The sequence below is a fragment of the Psychrobacter sp. Pi2-1 genome (assembly GCF_904846645.1).
GTDB lineage: Bacteria > Pseudomonadota > Gammaproteobacteria > Pseudomonadales > Moraxellaceae > Psychrobacter.
Map to the genome: position 1 here is coordinate 44,178 of NZ_CAJHBO010000015.1, position 14,623 is coordinate 58,800.

Genomic DNA, 14,623 nt, shown 5'->3' on the forward strand with positions numbered 1-14,623 from the left:
CAAGCATAAATAAAAAATACAAGTGAAAGTGCCAAATATAGGATAGCTATGACTGCTTATTACAAATTTATCAAACGAGAATTACAAGAAGACGGTGTCAGTGTGGCGCATTATCAGCCAACCAAGCATGCACAAGGTGCTTGGAATGAGCATGAGCAGCACATGGCGCCAGCAACAGGCCTATTAACAGCCGAGATTAACAGCTTTGCGCCACAACCCAATACTCGTATCGCACGTGTGAGCCTCGATATCTTGGGGCTAATACCGCTTGACGATTTTACTATCACTACTCGCTGTATCCGACCGGGTAAGACTATTGAGCTGGTCGAAGCGGTCATGAGTAGCCGTGGCCGCGATGCTATCATTGCAAGAGCGTGGCGACTGATTACTCAAGATACCAGCGAGATTGCCGGACTTGAAGATCAACCAGCAGAATACAAACCTGAAGAGTTGCCAGTTTGGGAAGGTATGAAAGGCTGGCCGGGCGGTTTTATTGAAAGCGTACGTCTAGTAGCGACAGAAGGCCGTCGCTCTGGTCGCGGTATGGTATGGATTACCAATGATCTCGACATGGTAGAAGGCGAGCCGACTGATGACTTGGTGCATCTGTTAGGTATGGTCGATACTGCTAATGGTGTTGTACCAAGATTGGGTCTTGGTTTATCTAAGTTAGAATGGATGTTTCCCAATACTGATTTGCAAATCCATATGCATCGCTCGCCAGAAGGTCGTTGGCTCGGTATCGAGGCTGTACAACAATATGGCGATGATGGTATCGGATTGACCAGTGCGGTACTGCACGATGTACATGGGCCTTTTGGTCGTAGTGAGCAAATCCTTACTATTCGTCCGATGCCACGTTAAAAGGCTAAGAGTCAGTCAGCTTATAGTTTTGTAAAATAAAATAATACGTTGTAATCAATTAATTATACAAATAATAGAGAAATGGTTTTAATAGTAGCTAACAAGACAATATTACTAAAAAGATAATATTACTAACAAGCCGATGTTAATCGACATAGAGGTTACTATGAAAACCCATACTCAATTTTCAAAAAAGCTGACGACTCTCTGGGATATATTGATAGAAGCATATTCAGAATAGTTGCTGTTGTTTGCGCGTTGATTGTTATATCAGAAAACAACTGAGCAATCAAATGACGAAGCAAGTAAATAACCGAGTAAGTAAATAACTGATACCAGAACACCGCCTTGATAAACCAGCGCGGTGTTTTTTATGGAATAAAGCTTTTGAGCTTGAATTTTTTCTCAATGCCCCTATTAGTATAGACAGTTTAACGGTATTACATACGGCAAGTTCTCTAACATTATGAGAACGGCTTTAGTGAGTATATCGTTATCTGATAATAGGTCTTTCATAGAATTTAAAGGAGTTTTTATGAGTGAAGCAACTCAAGCTGAAGGTCTGAATCCAGAATTAAAAAAACATACGTTTGAAGCGGAAGTGGCGCAGTTACTGCATTTGGTAACGCATTCACTATATTCTAACGCTGATATTTTTGTCCGCGAGTTGGTATCTAATGCGTCGGATGCTTGTGATAAGTTGCGCTTTGAAGGCACAAATGATGATAGCCTTTATGAAGATGATGGCGAATTAAAAATCCGCATCGCCGTCGATGAAGCAGCCAAAACTATTACCTTTACCGACAATGGTATTGGTATGAACGAAGCCGATGCAATCGAAAACTTAGGTACGATTGCTAAATCAGGCACCAAGGCATTTTTAGATAAATTGTCTGAATCACAAAAGCAAGATGGACAATTGATTGGTCAGTTCGGTGTTGGTTTTTACTCAGGTTTTATCGTGGCTGATACCATCAGTGTTGAATCACGTAAAGCGGGCGAGCCTGCTGATAAAGGCATGCGCTGGGTATCAGATGGTACTGGTAGCTTTACTGTCGAGCCTATTACCAAAGACACGCGCGGTACAGCGATTACTCTGCATCTAAAAGAAGAATATAGCGAGGGCGAAGATAACTATTTAGATCGCAGCAAAATCAAGCGCTTGGTTAATAAATACTCTGACCATATCAGCCTGCCGATTCAGATGCGTAAAGAGATCTGGCAAGAAGACGTAAAAGAAGATGAAAACGACGACACGCCTGCTGGTGGCGAGATGGTACTCACTGATGAGTGGGAAACAATCAATAAAGCCAGTGCACTATGGACGCGCTCAAGCTCTGAAATTGAAGATGATGAGTATGTTGATTTTTATAAGAATATTTCTTATGACATGGATGCGCCGCTTACTTGGACGCATAACCGTGTAGAGGGTCGCGTACAGTATACGCAGCTACTATATATTCCTAAAAAAGCGCCAGTTGATCTATACACTCGTGAGCAGCAGCATGGTCTAAAGCTTTATGTGAAGCGCGTCTTTATCATGGACGAAGCTGAGCAATTGCTACCGATGTATTTGCGTTTCGTGAAAGGTGTGATCGATTCAGCAGACTTGCCATTGAACGTGAGCCGTGAGCTACTACAAGAGTCACGTGATGTAAAATCTATTCGTGATGGTAACGCTCGCCGTATTTTGACCTTACTCGCAAGCCTTGCTAATAGCGAAGACAGTGACAAGCAAGAGAAATTTGCCCAGTTCTATGCGGAGTTTGGTGATGTCATCAAAGAAGGTTTAGGCGAAGATGCAGGCAATCAAGAACGTATTGCTAAGCTATTGCGTTATGCTACCAGCACGCAAGACGGTTTGGTGACAAGCTTCGAAGATTATAAAGGTCGTATGAAAGATGGCCAAAAAGCCATCTACTACCTCACCGCTGATAACCTAGCCGCTGCGAAAAACAGCCCGCAACTTGAGTTATTCAAGAAAAAAGGCATCGAAGTTATCTTGATGACCAGCCGTGTTGATGAATGGGCAATGAACTTCTTGACCTCATTCGATGAGACACCGCTGCAAAACATCGCGAAAGGCGCCGTAGATTTAGGCGACTTGCAAGATGATGAAGAAAAAGCGGAAGCGGAGAAAGCCCAAGAAACGCTAAAGCCAGTAGTTGATAAACTAAAGGCTGCATTGGGCGAGCGTGCTAAAGACGTCAAAGTGTCTACTCGTTTAGTCGATAGTCCAGCTTGCTTGGTTGTTGGTGAAGGTGAGCTATCACCACAAATGATTCAGATGCTACAGCAAATGGGTCAGGACGTACCAGCAAGTAAGCCAACGCTAGAAGTAAACCCTGATCATCCACTCATCAAGAAGCTTGAGAGCAGTGAGCAATTCGATGATCTGGCCCAAGTGATCTTTGATCAAGCGTTATTGGCAGATGGCGGTCAGCTAGACGATCCAGCCGCTTATCTAAAACGCGTCAATGAGCTATTGATGAGATAATGTTTAGTAATGAGTAAAAAAAGGAGGCTTTATATAAGAGGCCTCCTTTTTTATTTGAATTTTTAGCCAAATTTGAGTGAATTTTACAAATCAGCCTTATCCTCTTAACCGACAATCCGTTACAATCGCGATAGATTAGCGAGCTAAAATATTAAGCAGTGCTAGTCATCTTCTATAATCACTCCATCGTGAATTCAATATAAATCGATGTCTGCATGCTGTACAAAAAATCGTCAACTGATTGCACCGCGCGGCTGTTACATTAAGATAATTATCATTGAGTCATTTTATTTTTCTCGACTGGCTAGAGGTCTAAGTCTTTGTCACTTACGTCGTTAAAAACCGTCTCGCTTCAGCGTTTTTCGCTCAATTTCGCTGCCAATATTATTGCAACCTTGTGGATGCTAGTGGGCTCAACACGGGCTTTTTCTTGGGTTAAACCTACTTTTGTACAGTTTGCCGTATTTGCACTATTGGCGCTTGGTAGTAATGTCTTATTTTCATGGTTAGCTGCTGAAAGTGGCAGCATATTTAATGAGCAAGGATTGGTCAGTTATTTGATCTGGCCGATGATTATTTTGCTTGGTGGTATTATTTTGGCTCGGCGAGCGAGCAACCAAGCATTGGTATTTGTACCAGTAGTATTGTGGTTGGTCGCTGATACATTATCAGCCCTATTGCAGAGCTTGGTGCAGTTTTTTGGTAGCTATGGTTGGTTGCCAGATTGGAGTTATTCGTTCTTACCAGTACTGTTTTTAGTATTGTTCTTATGGCAGACGCTAGCGTTACTTTGGATTTTTTCCCGACGTCTGCGTATACCATGGTGGGAGCGAATCATTGTATTGGTCGGCGCGGTAGCGTTGCTGACTATCTGGCAGCGTAATGTCGCTGATCAGCCTATTTTTAAGCAGATTCCAGTAGATCCTGTATTAGAAGAGGCGGCATTATATGAGCAGCCGCGTCTATTGCAGCAAGCACTAAACAGTATTGATCCAAGTATTGATGGCAAAACGGACTGGTACTTTATGGGTGTGGCTGGGTTCTCTGGTCAGAACGTCTTTCGTTCTGAAATTAATAAAGTGCGTGAGCTGTTCGATGTGCGTTTTGGTACCAGTGGACACTCACTGTCTTTGATCAACAATACGTACAGTTGGCTGGACGAGCCAATCGCTACCAAAACCAGTATTGCACGCGGACTGAAGAAGATTGGTCAGCAAATGAACGCTGATGAAGATGTATTGTTTTTGACGCTGTCGTCACATGGCAACGAAGATATTGTTCAATTAGAAAATCCGCCACTTGCGATGGACAATCTAGATGCCACATGGTTACGTGACACACTGGATGCATCAGGTATTCGCTGGCGTGTGATTGTGGTATCTGCCTGCTATTCAGGGTCGTTCATCGACGAGTTGGCATCGCCGACTACCGTGGTGATTACGGCTTCAGCCACTGATAAGGCGTCTTTTGGCTGTACCAATACGGCTGAGATGACTTATTTTGGTCAAGCTTTTTTTGCTGAGAGTCTACGTGAAAACAGCAGTTTTGAATCTGCTTTTAAGGATGCAGCATACCGTGTGCAAGAGCGTGAGCTTTATATGGGATTTGAGCCATCAGAACCACAAATAGTGATTGGTAGTTTGATGGAGACGGCACTACCGGCGTTTGAGCAAGTATTGTTTGATAAAGCACGTCCATCAGTTGCCAGTATTACAAGTAACGCGGCTTCTGCTACTATTAATACTGGGCCTGTTAGTGTGCCAACCAATCCGTAAATAAAGTTAATGGAGCAATTGGACACATATACAGTGTGACTCAAGATCTTGTGGATATAGTATCAAATCACGAGCGTTTATTATTTATCATCGCTATCTATCACTGTTGGTTTTATTTTGAATAAAAAGGATATCACTCATGCATAATTCTTATAGTCGTAGTTTGTCCAACAACAAGCAGATGACCCAAAAAAGTGTGAATCGTTGCTTTAACGGTGAGCAGCATTATTATAGTCACGAGTCGACATCGACCAAAACGGAGATGACGTTCAGTATTTATCTACCTGATGAAGCATTGGCTGGGCGACGTTGCCCTGCCATACTGTACTTATCAGGGCTGACGTGCAATGCTGATAACGTCACTCACAAAGCGCACTTTCAGCAAAAGTGTAGTGAGCTTGGTATGATACTGATTGCACCAGACACCTCACCTCGCAGTAGTGATGATGTTGATGTGCCAAACGACGAGCGCTATTTTGTCGGGCAGGGCGCAAGCTATTATGTTGACGCGACCCAAGCGCCTTGGTCAGACAATTTTAATATGCAAAGCTACATCGTCGATGAGTTATATGACTTACTACGTTCAGAGTTTCCCATCCACAGTATTGGTGTTACAGGACACTCAATGGGAGGTCATGGCGCGTTATTGCTAGGGTTTAAGTTCCCAAGTAAGTTTGTCAGCGTATCAGCTTTATCGCCAGTATGTGCGGCAAGTGAGTCTGCATGGGGGCAAGCTGCCTATACAGAGTATTTCGGTGATGACAAGTCTCTATGGGCACAAGCGGACGCTTCACAGATGATTGAAAAGGTCGGTCAGCAGTATTCGAGCATTTTGGTTGATCAAGGCGCGGCTGATAACTTCTTAGCAGAAGGTCAGCTGCAGACTTCTAAACTACAAGACGCTTGTGCAAAAGCCAAACAGCCCTTAACATTACGCTACCAAGCGGGGCATGATCACAGCTATTATTTTATCCAAACGGTGATTAATGATCATATCGAACATCATTGGCACATGGCTCAAATGAGCTAAGTTGTCATTCAGATGATCGTGATACATTTTTCGCTATCCCATTCATGCTCAAAAGGTAATTTTTATGGCAAGTTATCAAGATTTGACAGCTTCTAATTCAAAGAATAAGTCAGCAGATACGAGCTCTACAAAAGCGACTATGCAGGCTGATATGGATGCTGCTCTACAAAAGAAACAACGTAGCAATGATTATAGTGATGAAGTGTCTCAAGTTAAGTCAGACGAGCTGATTGCAAAAACCGTCAACGACGCTGGCGATAGAATACTTGATGATGTACAAATATCTCGTGTGATAGAGATGGCATGGGAAGATAGAACGCCATTTGGCGCCATAGAGCATAGCTACGGTCTCGATGAGACTGGGGTTATCAAACTCATGCGCCAAGAGTTAAAGCCGTCATCTTTTCGCTTATGGCGTCAGAGAGTGAGCAATCGCGCCACCAAACATGAGGCAAAGCGCTCTTTCGAAGTTGGCCGTGCTTATTGCAAGACTCAATATAAGCAGCGTTAAATAATTAAGTATTTAACATCAGTACATAAAGGGCTTGCAGTATAGGTGAGCCGCTTGAAATTTCCTTTTTAATTTATCAATATCTTATATAAACATGAATTAGGTAGCTCAATTATGAACAGTCCTGCTAAACCTTATCTTATTGCACCGTCGATACTCTCAGCTGATTTCGCGCGGTTGGGCGAAGAAGTGGAGAAGGTACTAGAGTCGGGTGCCGATGTGATTCATTTTGATGTAATGGACAACCATTACGTACCCAATTTGACGTTTGGTAGCATGATTTGTAAGGCGTTGCGCGACTATGGTGTTGAAGCGCCAATTGATGTGCATCTGATGGTTTCACCTGTCGATAGTATGATTGAGCAGTTCTTGGAAGCGGGTGCTAGTATCATCACCTTCCATCCAGAAGCCAGCGCTCACATCGATCGCTCACTTCAACTTATCAAAGATGGCGGTGCAGAGTGTGGCTTGGTATTGAATCCAGCGACACCATTACATTATCTCGATTATGTCATGGATAAAGTAGATCAGATTTTATTAATGAGTGTGAATCCTGGCTATGGTGGTCAGTCGTTTATCGATAACACATTAGACAAAATACGTCAGGTACGTCAGCGTATCATCACCAGTGGTCGAGATATTCGATTGGAAGTTGATGGTGGTATCAAAGCCAGTAATATACGTGCGATTGCTGAAGCAGGGGCGGATATGTTTGTCGCGGGTTCTGCGATATTTAACCAAGAAGACTATAAAGCCGCTATTGATGAGATGCGCGCAGAGTTGCTATTAGCCAACAACAGCTAGCGAGCGTTATATGGTTAATAAACGCTATTAGCCATGCCATAATAATATTAGAATGTGCTGTATAACTTATGACTATATAGTTAATCCTCTATAAAAGAGCGACAGCGTTAACCGCGCCTGAAGTATCACGTATACATCTGCACTCAGTTGCCTTGTATCTCTTTTAAATTGAATCAACTATATATAACGGTCAGTCACGTAAAGGTGAAATATGGACACAAACAATTCTAGCAGTTCAACAGAACCTTCTGTGCAAGCAAGTTCTCATGAGACGTTGAATCAGCAGGCTAGGCAAGCACTTGATAGTGAAACACCGCAGCGCAGTTTGGTACCTAGAGGCATTACCATTGGCTTAGCGATGTTTGCACTTGTACTTAGTTTGGCAGGTTATGGCTTTCGCCTGATGGTGGGTGATGATGTTGAAACCGTGCTGCGTCACGCTGCAGTCATTGTGCCTGCATTTATGCTAGGCATTCCGCTATTTTTTTGGGTAGGCTCTCGCATACTTAATAAAGTTAAAGGCCTGCATATCGAGAGTTGGAACGCGATTAGTTTGGGTTATTTGACCTCTTGTATATCGATGTTATGGCTGATGGGTACTTATAGTTAAGTTGTTTAGCTGCAGATATAATGCTTTTTCGCGCCTGTATTGTTTATTCGCATCTATATTGTTTATTCACGCCTATACAGTATCGTAATATTTTACATTTTTAATCATTAAGCCATGTTCTACAAGCATGACTGGAATTTTATATGAGAATCGTACCAGCCAGTATTGCTAAAATTATCTATCCTAAAGACTTACCAAATGGCTTATTTACCAGCTTAATTATCGCTTGTTTGTTAATGGGGTTGGCGTCACTACGTCACGGAACCGACTTACAAGGTTGGCTAAATGTCATTGAGAACTGGCTACTCATGCTGCTGATATTGCCCACTGCGACGGCCACCGTTGCACTGCCATTTAAGTATCGTGATCCTAGCCTTGAGCTAAAGCTGGTTTATTACCTTGGAATGTTTGTGGCATTCTTATTTACATTAGGAAAGTTACGTTATTGGCACTAATATATACAAACGACATGGCATTCAAGTTTGCTTTTATAGCGAAGACTTATGTGACAGCCCTTGAATTCCAGTGTTAAAGCGTCCATTGTATGAGTAAGACAGATTTACCCGCGTTACTGTAAGACGATAGATTTGCCGAATGAGTTTGTTTTCAATAAATAACTGCTTTGCAATGACCAGTTTCTCTACCAGTACTAAACGGGATAATAAGGAACACATTAATGCCATACGATATCGATAATGATATAGAAGTAGATAACGAGAATAGCGATCAGTTTGCAGGATTTGCCAAAGAAACCACGTTAGAGTTGGTGGAAGCAGATGATGGTAGATTGTTGTTGCGTGATGCTGAACAAGATGAAGCGCCGCTGATGACTATCGATTTTTCTGACAAGCTAAAAGAACTACTTGGTAGCGATACTCAGGCGATTGGCCAACATATGATTCATGCAGCGATTCAAGTCATTATGCAAAAGCAAATGAGTAAATGGCATGCGCATGTATATGATAAAGAACCAACACACTACAGCTAATTTTTAGTTGTTTCTGAGCACTAATTAAAGCGAATAATTGAAGACGTAGCTTAGCGACATGAGACTGCAGGCATAAAAAAAGGGTTTATCAATTGATAAACCCTTTTTTGTTCAAATAGTACCATTTATAAAATGGAGATTATTTGATTTTAGCTTCTTTAAAGATCACATGCTGGCGTACTTTTGGATCAAACTTTTTGATTTCCATTTTACCAGGCATAGTGCGCTTGTTTTTGGTAGTGGTGTAGTAATAGCCAGTACCAGCTGTTGATACTAATTTAATTTTATCTCTCATGATAGCTTTCCTGTAAATGAGGGGTCTTCAAACGATAGGTACGTGTCTCAAAGAGTGAGTTGCCACAATTAATGTAGCAAAACAGCAGCCTAAATGATGAGAGTCATCACTTGACTGCTATTTTTAACTTAAACTTTTTGACCTTGTGCGCGTAGATCCGCTAACACTTTATCGATACCAAGTTTGTCAATGATGCGCATACCTTTGGTAGACACACGTAGACGTACAAAGCGGTTTTCAGACTCTACCCAAAAACGATGGTTGTGAAGGTTTGGTAGAAAGCGACGACGGGTTTTGTTGTTTGCATGCGAAACATTATTACCCACCATAGGGCGCTTTCCAGTCACTTGGCAAACTCGAGACATGGCGAACTCCTAATCTATGAGGTATGAGTTTTTCTCATACCAGTCTGGGCAAGTTGCACGTTTTTGCGGCATGGACACAGCAAGCGGCAGCTTTGCACCAAACAAAACTATATGAAGATTGAGCTGGTTTTGCTGTTATCTAAAGGCAAATAACAGGCTGACCAATTCAGAAAATTTTAAAGCCGACATTTATACCATAAAACAGATGAATACTCAAATATTTTTATAATAACTGTTGGATTAAAGGATGGCTATTATACCCTGAAATGAATGCGCTATGTTGTTGATTATCTAATAGCAAAGATTAATTTTTAGTTGTAAGTTATAACAAAAGTCAGTAAAGTTGCTGTTATATATTTAATACAATCTGTTAATACACTGGCATTACTGTAAAACCATGTATCATCATCAGTTTCTCTTGATTCTGTGTAATGATTATTGCCTATTTGTTTGATAAATCACTGCTTATGCGGAGTTAAAACCATGTCATACCACTCGCTACCTACTTCTAAGCTATTTCAACTGACAGCGCTCACATTATCATTAGCCCTAGCAGGTTGTGGCGGCGGTGATGGCACTGATACGATTGCACCGGCGCCTGATTTGGGTGTTACGATAGGTACTGATGATGGAGGTGTGGGTAGTGGTGATATTGGAGACGTTTTAAATGTTAGTACGGTATCTCTATTAGACGCAAACGCTAATCTGACTAGAGTAATTTCTATGTCAGGTGTTACGGCTAGAGTAGTTGTTACTGACTCTGAGGGTAATGGGGTAAGTGGTGCTTTGGTGACATTTAGCGGCAATGGTGTACAGTTTGGCACATCCAATGGAGCAGTACTAACTAATGCGGAAGGCGTAGCAACAACATCGGTCGTACCACTGTCTTCTACTGATACTGGTAGTTACAGTTTGTCTGCTACAGCAGTATATGACGATGTGAGTGCAACCACTGCCAGTTATAACTACTCATTACAAGCGGTTGATATTACACTGGTGAATTTTTCGACGGGTGAAGACACTTTAGAATCTGGTGGCTCTACAATCGTTACACTGCAAACCAAAGACACAGTAACTGATCAATTTCAGAATGACGTGAGTGTTAATTTATCATCGACTTGTGGTTCATTTGAGAACGCTAGCATCAGCTCTTCAAATCAAGGCAATGTGAGTTCGACTTATAGCGCTATTGATAGTAATGGTAATTTGTGTGAAGGTATCCAAACCATCACTGCAGTCACGGCAAACGACACATCGTCTTCACAAAGTATTGATGTAAATATTAAAGCCATCGAAGCGAGTTCTATTGTCTATACGACGACCAACTCTGTTGTATTGGGTGCAAAAAATAGCGGCTCATCTTCATCTAGCCAGATAGATTTTACTATTTACGCTAACGGTGTGCCTGCAGCGAACCAAGAAGTTACTCTAGATTTAATTAAATCACCAAGTGACTTTAATTTCGTCTCGCAAGGCAATCGAGCCTCGAAAACTCTAAAAAGTGATTCTTTAGGGAAAGTCACAGTAAATTTATATCCTGGAAATATTCCAGGCCCTGTGGAAATTAAGGCTTCTTTAAAATCAAATGCTGATACTTTTGCTTTAGCGAAGAATATATCTGTTGCAACAGGCCGTCCTACTCAGAATGGCGTAACATTAGCAATAGGCAAAAATGTTTTGGCTAACAATGCTATTGACTCTACAAATATATCGGCTTATTTGACTGACCGTCAAGGTAACTTCGTTCCTGATGGCACTGTAGTAAGTTTTGTAGCGGAAGGCGGGACTGTAACGCCAAATTGTGCCACAGTTAGCGGTAATTGCTCAGTAACATTTACGTCGCAAAACCCTAGACCTGCCAATGGTCGTGTTAGTGTCATTGCTTATGTAGAAGGCGACAAAGCGTATTCAGACTTAAATGGCGATAACGTCTATACTGTTGGTATTGACGAGCTATTAGATAATATTGGTAATTTTTTCCGAGACGATAATGAGGATTTGAAGTATACGCCAGGTGAGTTTGTCTATAAAAGAGGTGAACAGGAAGGTGGTGACCAAGCGACTTGTGCAGCAGCGACGTTGTCACAGCCTAATCTACCGAACTTAATAGTAGACAATGATACTGATGCTACCCAATGTGATAATTTATTGCCGACAGTACTACGCAAGCAAGTCATTATGGGTTTCGCGAACGATACACCAACTTTCTATAATTATAGTCAGGTGTCTGGGTTTGTCTCTTTCGAGATGTATGGTAATAGCGTGAGAACAGTTTCTATGCCATCTGGAACCGCACTAAGCCTTGTAGTAAAAGATGATACTGACAACGATCTGACATGTGAACCAGAAATTGTAGGTGGAAATATAACCGTACCCGCACTTGTTGATCTAAATCAGGTAAATGGTACGACGAATCAAAACTTTTTTGAAAGTACTGAAGATGTCAGTTATGTTGTATCGACTAAAGGCTGCGCTAATGGTGACAGCATTAAGCTATCAGTTACCACTCCAGCACCAACTTCAAAAACTACGATAGTTCAAATTTTCTAAATATTTTTTTATTTGACAACTAAAAAACCCCCAACCCGATGTTGGGGTTTTTGCGTTGTCTTCTTAAAAAGTTAAATCGGCATAAATAACCAAAAACAACCAACTCGCTCAGCAAAACATCACAAAAAAGATTAAAATAACCGGTTTACTATGCTGTCAGCAATTTTTCAGCGATAAGTCATCATTTTTTATATTGGGCGAATTATGTCAGACAACACCAAAACGGTTTCATTATCGACCATAGCTTCTCAGAGCAAACAGATTCCTAGCGCTATTGATACAGCCACGCTGCTCATCAAATGCAAAGATCAGGCAGGTATCGTACAGGCAGTCTCTGAATTTATTCATCGTTATGGTGCTAATATCATTACGCTCGATCAGTATTCAACGGCGCATGAAGGCGGGCAATATTTTATGCGTTTAGAGTTTGCCTTGGCAGGATTGAGCGATATTATCGAGAATTTTGAGGCCAGCTTTGCGCATACGGTTGCTAAGCGCCACGATATGGATTGGCGTCTACATAATAATGCAACGAAGACCAAAGTCGGTATTTTGGTATCTAAATTTGATCATGCGTTGTTAGATTTATTATGGCGACATCAGCGTGGACTGCTCGATTGCGAGATTACTTGTGTGGTCAGCAATCATCCTGATTTAAAGCAAGCAGTACAAAATTTTGGTATTACCTTTAATCATGTGCCAGTGACCAAAGACAATAAGTTCGATGCAGAAGAGCAGATCCATAAGTTAATGGCAGGTAACGACTTGTTAGTATTGGCGCGCTATATGCAGATATTGTCATCAGATTTCGTCAAACGTTGGCCGATGCAGATTATCAATATTCATCATTCTTTCTTGCCGGCGTTTGTGGGTGCAGATCCTTATCGTCAAGCTTACGATAAAGGCGTTAAGCTTATCGGCGCAACTGCGCACTATGTCACAGCTGAGCTTGATCAAGGGCCTATCATCGAGCAGGATGTACACCGTGTGACGCATCGCCAAGGGGTGACAGAGCTACGTGCTATCGGCCGTGATATCGAACGCAACGTATTAGCACGTGCCGTAAACTGGCATGTGCAAAATCGTGTGATTGTGGCAGGTAATAAGACAGTCGTATTCAACTAAGAAAACTTAATAGTGAGTTGGCTAAAAATATAAAAAAGGCGGTCAGTAACTATTGTTGCCGACCGCCTTTTTTTGAAAATATATTTTATAAGAGCATTTCTAAGACAAATTTACTACCCACAAAGCCAATCGCTAACAGAATAAAGGCATAAATAGTGATATTGGCAGCACGTTTGCCTCGCCAGCCTGCACGCCAATTACCGAATAGTAGTACACCAAATAATAACCACGACAGCAGACTAAAAACAGTCTTATGCACGATATGTTGCGCCATCAAATCTTGCACATAGATAAATCCAATCCCCAGTGCGATACTGAGCAATACAAAGCCTACCAACAGCATATCGAATAATAAACTCTCCATACTTTGCAAGGAAGGTAGTTTATTGACCCAAAAGCGGTGAATGGTATGATGCTTGAGCTCACGTATTTGTAAACGTAGAAATAGTGCTTGTACCGCCGCCATCAACAGCACACAATAGGCAGCCAATGATAATATGATGTGAACTTCAAGCCCGATACTGACATCAGTGAGCGGTTGATAAGGGGCACGGCCGACATAACCGACAGTCATACCTATTAGCGCAGTGGGCGCAGCCAAAATACCAAGACTAAGAATAGGGCGATATAAACAGAACAACAGATAAAAGAATAAGAAAAATAAACTGGTCAGACTGATTATATTAAATAAGTTGAAATTTAAACCATACAGCGTCACAACGTATGGATATAGCAGTGCCGCATGTGAAGCCATACCGATGAGCAATAAGCTCAAACTGAGGCTTTTGTGGATAGGTTTGTCCTGAACCAGCGCCCAACCAATATGGATGCTGACTAAGATATAAGCCATGCTAGCAAGTAAGAATGCAAAGTGCACAGGTAAAAAGCCTCATCTTATACTGAGCATAAACTGCCGCTCAATGTGTCGCTAAAGTGGTATTATCAGAATGATTAGAATAATCGTCCAATTTATCATAAAATGGGTGCCAATTGAGCACCATCTTGCTTATAACTTATAAATGATCGGCAGTGTTGCATAGCGCAAAACGTAAAATATGTCATCTGTAAAAAGTTAACTACAATTATAAGCGCTGTGTCCTTTGCGAAACGACTATAAGTTTTGAGCCATGTTAATGCTATAGTATTGATAATATAATTCTTTTATCATGTCCCTTGTCATGCAATATCCTAATATCTTATAGCGTATCC

14 protein-coding genes are annotated in these 14,623 nt (G+C 41.6%); 11 read left to right on the top strand and 3 right to left on the bottom strand.

The window, feature by feature from the left end; genetic code table 11:
• Positions 1-48 precede the first annotated feature (48 nt).
• From JMX91_RS09390 to JMX91_RS09430, 9 genes are all read left to right on the top strand, one after another.
• Positions 49-864: a thioesterase family protein gene (locus tag JMX91_RS09390; protein ID WP_201548784.1), complete on the top strand. Its 816-nt coding sequence runs from the start codon at positions 49-51 to the stop codon at positions 862-864.
• 535 nt (positions 865-1,399) lie between these two features.
• The gene (htpG, locus tag JMX91_RS09395) at positions 1,400-3,361 is read left to right on the top strand and encodes a molecular chaperone HtpG (RefSeq protein ID WP_201548786.1); all 1,962 of its coding nucleotides are present in this window, start codon (positions 1,400-1,402) and stop codon (positions 3,359-3,361) included.
• Positions 3,362-3,681: 320 nt separating this feature from the next.
• A complete protein-coding gene (locus tag JMX91_RS09400; protein WP_201548788.1) occupies positions 3,682-5,136 on the top strand; it encodes a C13 family peptidase in 1,455 nt (484 codons plus the stop codon).
• A gap of 139 nt (positions 5,137-5,275) precedes the next feature.
• Positions 5,276-6,166: an S-formylglutathione hydrolase gene (gene fghA / locus JMX91_RS09405; protein WP_201548790.1), complete on the top strand. Its 891-nt coding sequence runs from the start codon at positions 5,276-5,278 to the stop codon at positions 6,164-6,166.
• Between the two features lie 262 nt (positions 6,167-6,428).
• Positions 6,429-6,677: a TIGR03643 family protein gene (locus JMX91_RS13400; RefSeq protein WP_265089189.1), complete on the top strand. Its 249-nt coding sequence runs from the start codon at positions 6,429-6,431 to the stop codon at positions 6,675-6,677.
• A gap of 114 nt (positions 6,678-6,791) precedes the next feature.
• Positions 6,792-7,481 (top strand): ribulose-phosphate 3-epimerase, encoded by a 690-nt coding sequence (gene rpe / locus JMX91_RS09415; RefSeq protein WP_201548791.1) that lies wholly within the window; start codon positions 6,792-6,794, stop codon positions 7,479-7,481.
• A 211-nt stretch (positions 7,482-7,692) separates the two neighbouring features.
• Positions 7,693-8,091 carry a hypothetical protein gene (locus JMX91_RS09420; protein ID WP_201548792.1) on the top strand — a complete coding sequence of 133 codons (399 nt, stop codon included), beginning with the start codon at positions 7,693-7,695 and terminating at the stop codon, positions 8,089-8,091.
• A 143-nt stretch (positions 8,092-8,234) separates the two neighbouring features.
• On the top strand, positions 8,235-8,546 hold the full coding sequence (locus JMX91_RS09425) for a hypothetical protein (RefSeq protein ID WP_057761376.1): 312 nt from the start codon (positions 8,235-8,237) through the stop codon (positions 8,544-8,546).
• 221 nt (positions 8,547-8,767) lie between these two features.
• Entirely contained in the window at positions 8,768-9,079 is a 312-nt protein-coding gene (locus JMX91_RS09430) for a hypothetical protein (RefSeq protein ID WP_201548793.1), read from the top strand.
• Positions 9,080-9,218: 139 nt separating this feature from the next.
• Here the strand turns inward: JMX91_RS09430 and rpmG are convergent, their stop codons facing one another.
• Positions 9,219-9,374: a 50S ribosomal protein L33 gene (rpmG, locus tag JMX91_RS09435; RefSeq protein ID WP_010201403.1), complete on the bottom strand. Its 156-nt coding sequence runs from the start codon at positions 9,372-9,374 to the stop codon at positions 9,219-9,221.
• Between the two features lie 128 nt (positions 9,375-9,502).
• Positions 9,503-9,739, bottom strand: a complete 237-nt coding sequence (gene rpmB, locus JMX91_RS09440; protein WP_057761372.1) for a 50S ribosomal protein L28 — start codon at positions 9,737-9,739, stop codon at positions 9,503-9,505.
• Positions 9,740-10,222: 483 nt separating this feature from the next.
• On the opposite strand from rpmB, the gene JMX91_RS09445 reads away from it, so the two are divergent.
• Together JMX91_RS09445 and purU are read left to right on the top strand one after the other, a co-directional pair.
• On the top strand, positions 10,223-12,289 hold the full coding sequence (locus JMX91_RS09445) for an Ig-like domain-containing protein (RefSeq protein ID WP_201548794.1): 2,067 nt from the start codon (positions 10,223-10,225) through the stop codon (positions 12,287-12,289).
• Positions 12,290-12,493: 204 nt separating this feature from the next.
• Positions 12,494-13,414 carry a formyltetrahydrofolate deformylase gene (gene purU / locus JMX91_RS09450; RefSeq protein ID WP_227679356.1) on the top strand — a complete coding sequence of 307 codons (921 nt, stop codon included), beginning with the start codon at positions 12,494-12,496 and terminating at the stop codon, positions 13,412-13,414.
• Between the two features lie 85 nt (positions 13,415-13,499).
• Here purU and JMX91_RS09455 read toward each other — a convergent pair whose 3' ends face one another.
• Entirely contained in the window at positions 13,500-14,264 is a 765-nt protein-coding gene (locus tag JMX91_RS09455) for an inner membrane protein YpjD (RefSeq protein WP_413786790.1), read from the bottom strand.
• Positions 14,265-14,623: the final 359 nt, after the last annotated feature.

What these genes read in the sequence shown, in the direction of transcription:
- JMX91_RS09390 (WP_201548784.1), top strand. Translation starts at nt 49, where the DNA reads ATGACTGCTTATTACAAATTTATCAAACGAGAATTACAAGAAGACGGT.
- JMX91_RS09455 (WP_413786790.1), bottom strand. Translation starts at nt 14,264, where the DNA reads ATGGCTTATATCTTAGTCAGCATCCATATTGGTTGGGCGCTGGTTCAG.
- JMX91_RS09420 (WP_201548792.1), top strand. Translation starts at nt 7,693, where the DNA reads ATGGACACAAACAATTCTAGCAGTTCAACAGAACCTTCTGTGCAAGCA.
- rpmB (WP_057761372.1), bottom strand. Translation starts at nt 9,739, where the DNA reads ATGTCTCGAGTTTGCCAAGTGACTGGAAAGCGCCCTATGGTGGGTAAT.
- JMX91_RS09425 (WP_057761376.1), top strand. Translation starts at nt 8,235, where the DNA reads ATGAGAATCGTACCAGCCAGTATTGCTAAAATTATCTATCCTAAAGAC.
- rpmG (WP_010201403.1), bottom strand. Translation starts at nt 9,374, where the DNA reads ATGAGAGATAAAATTAAATTAGTATCAACAGCTGGTACTGGCTATTAC.
- htpG (WP_201548786.1), top strand. Translation starts at nt 1,400, where the DNA reads ATGAGTGAAGCAACTCAAGCTGAAGGTCTGAATCCAGAATTAAAAAAA.
- rpe (WP_201548791.1), top strand. Translation starts at nt 6,792, where the DNA reads ATGAACAGTCCTGCTAAACCTTATCTTATTGCACCGTCGATACTCTCA.
- JMX91_RS09430 (WP_201548793.1), top strand. Translation starts at nt 8,768, where the DNA reads ATGCCATACGATATCGATAATGATATAGAAGTAGATAACGAGAATAGC.
- JMX91_RS09445 (WP_201548794.1), top strand. Translation starts at nt 10,223, where the DNA reads ATGTCATACCACTCGCTACCTACTTCTAAGCTATTTCAACTGACAGCG.
- purU (WP_227679356.1), top strand. Translation starts at nt 12,494, where the DNA reads ATGTCAGACAACACCAAAACGGTTTCATTATCGACCATAGCTTCTCAG.
- fghA (WP_201548790.1), top strand. Translation starts at nt 5,276, where the DNA reads ATGCATAATTCTTATAGTCGTAGTTTGTCCAACAACAAGCAGATGACC.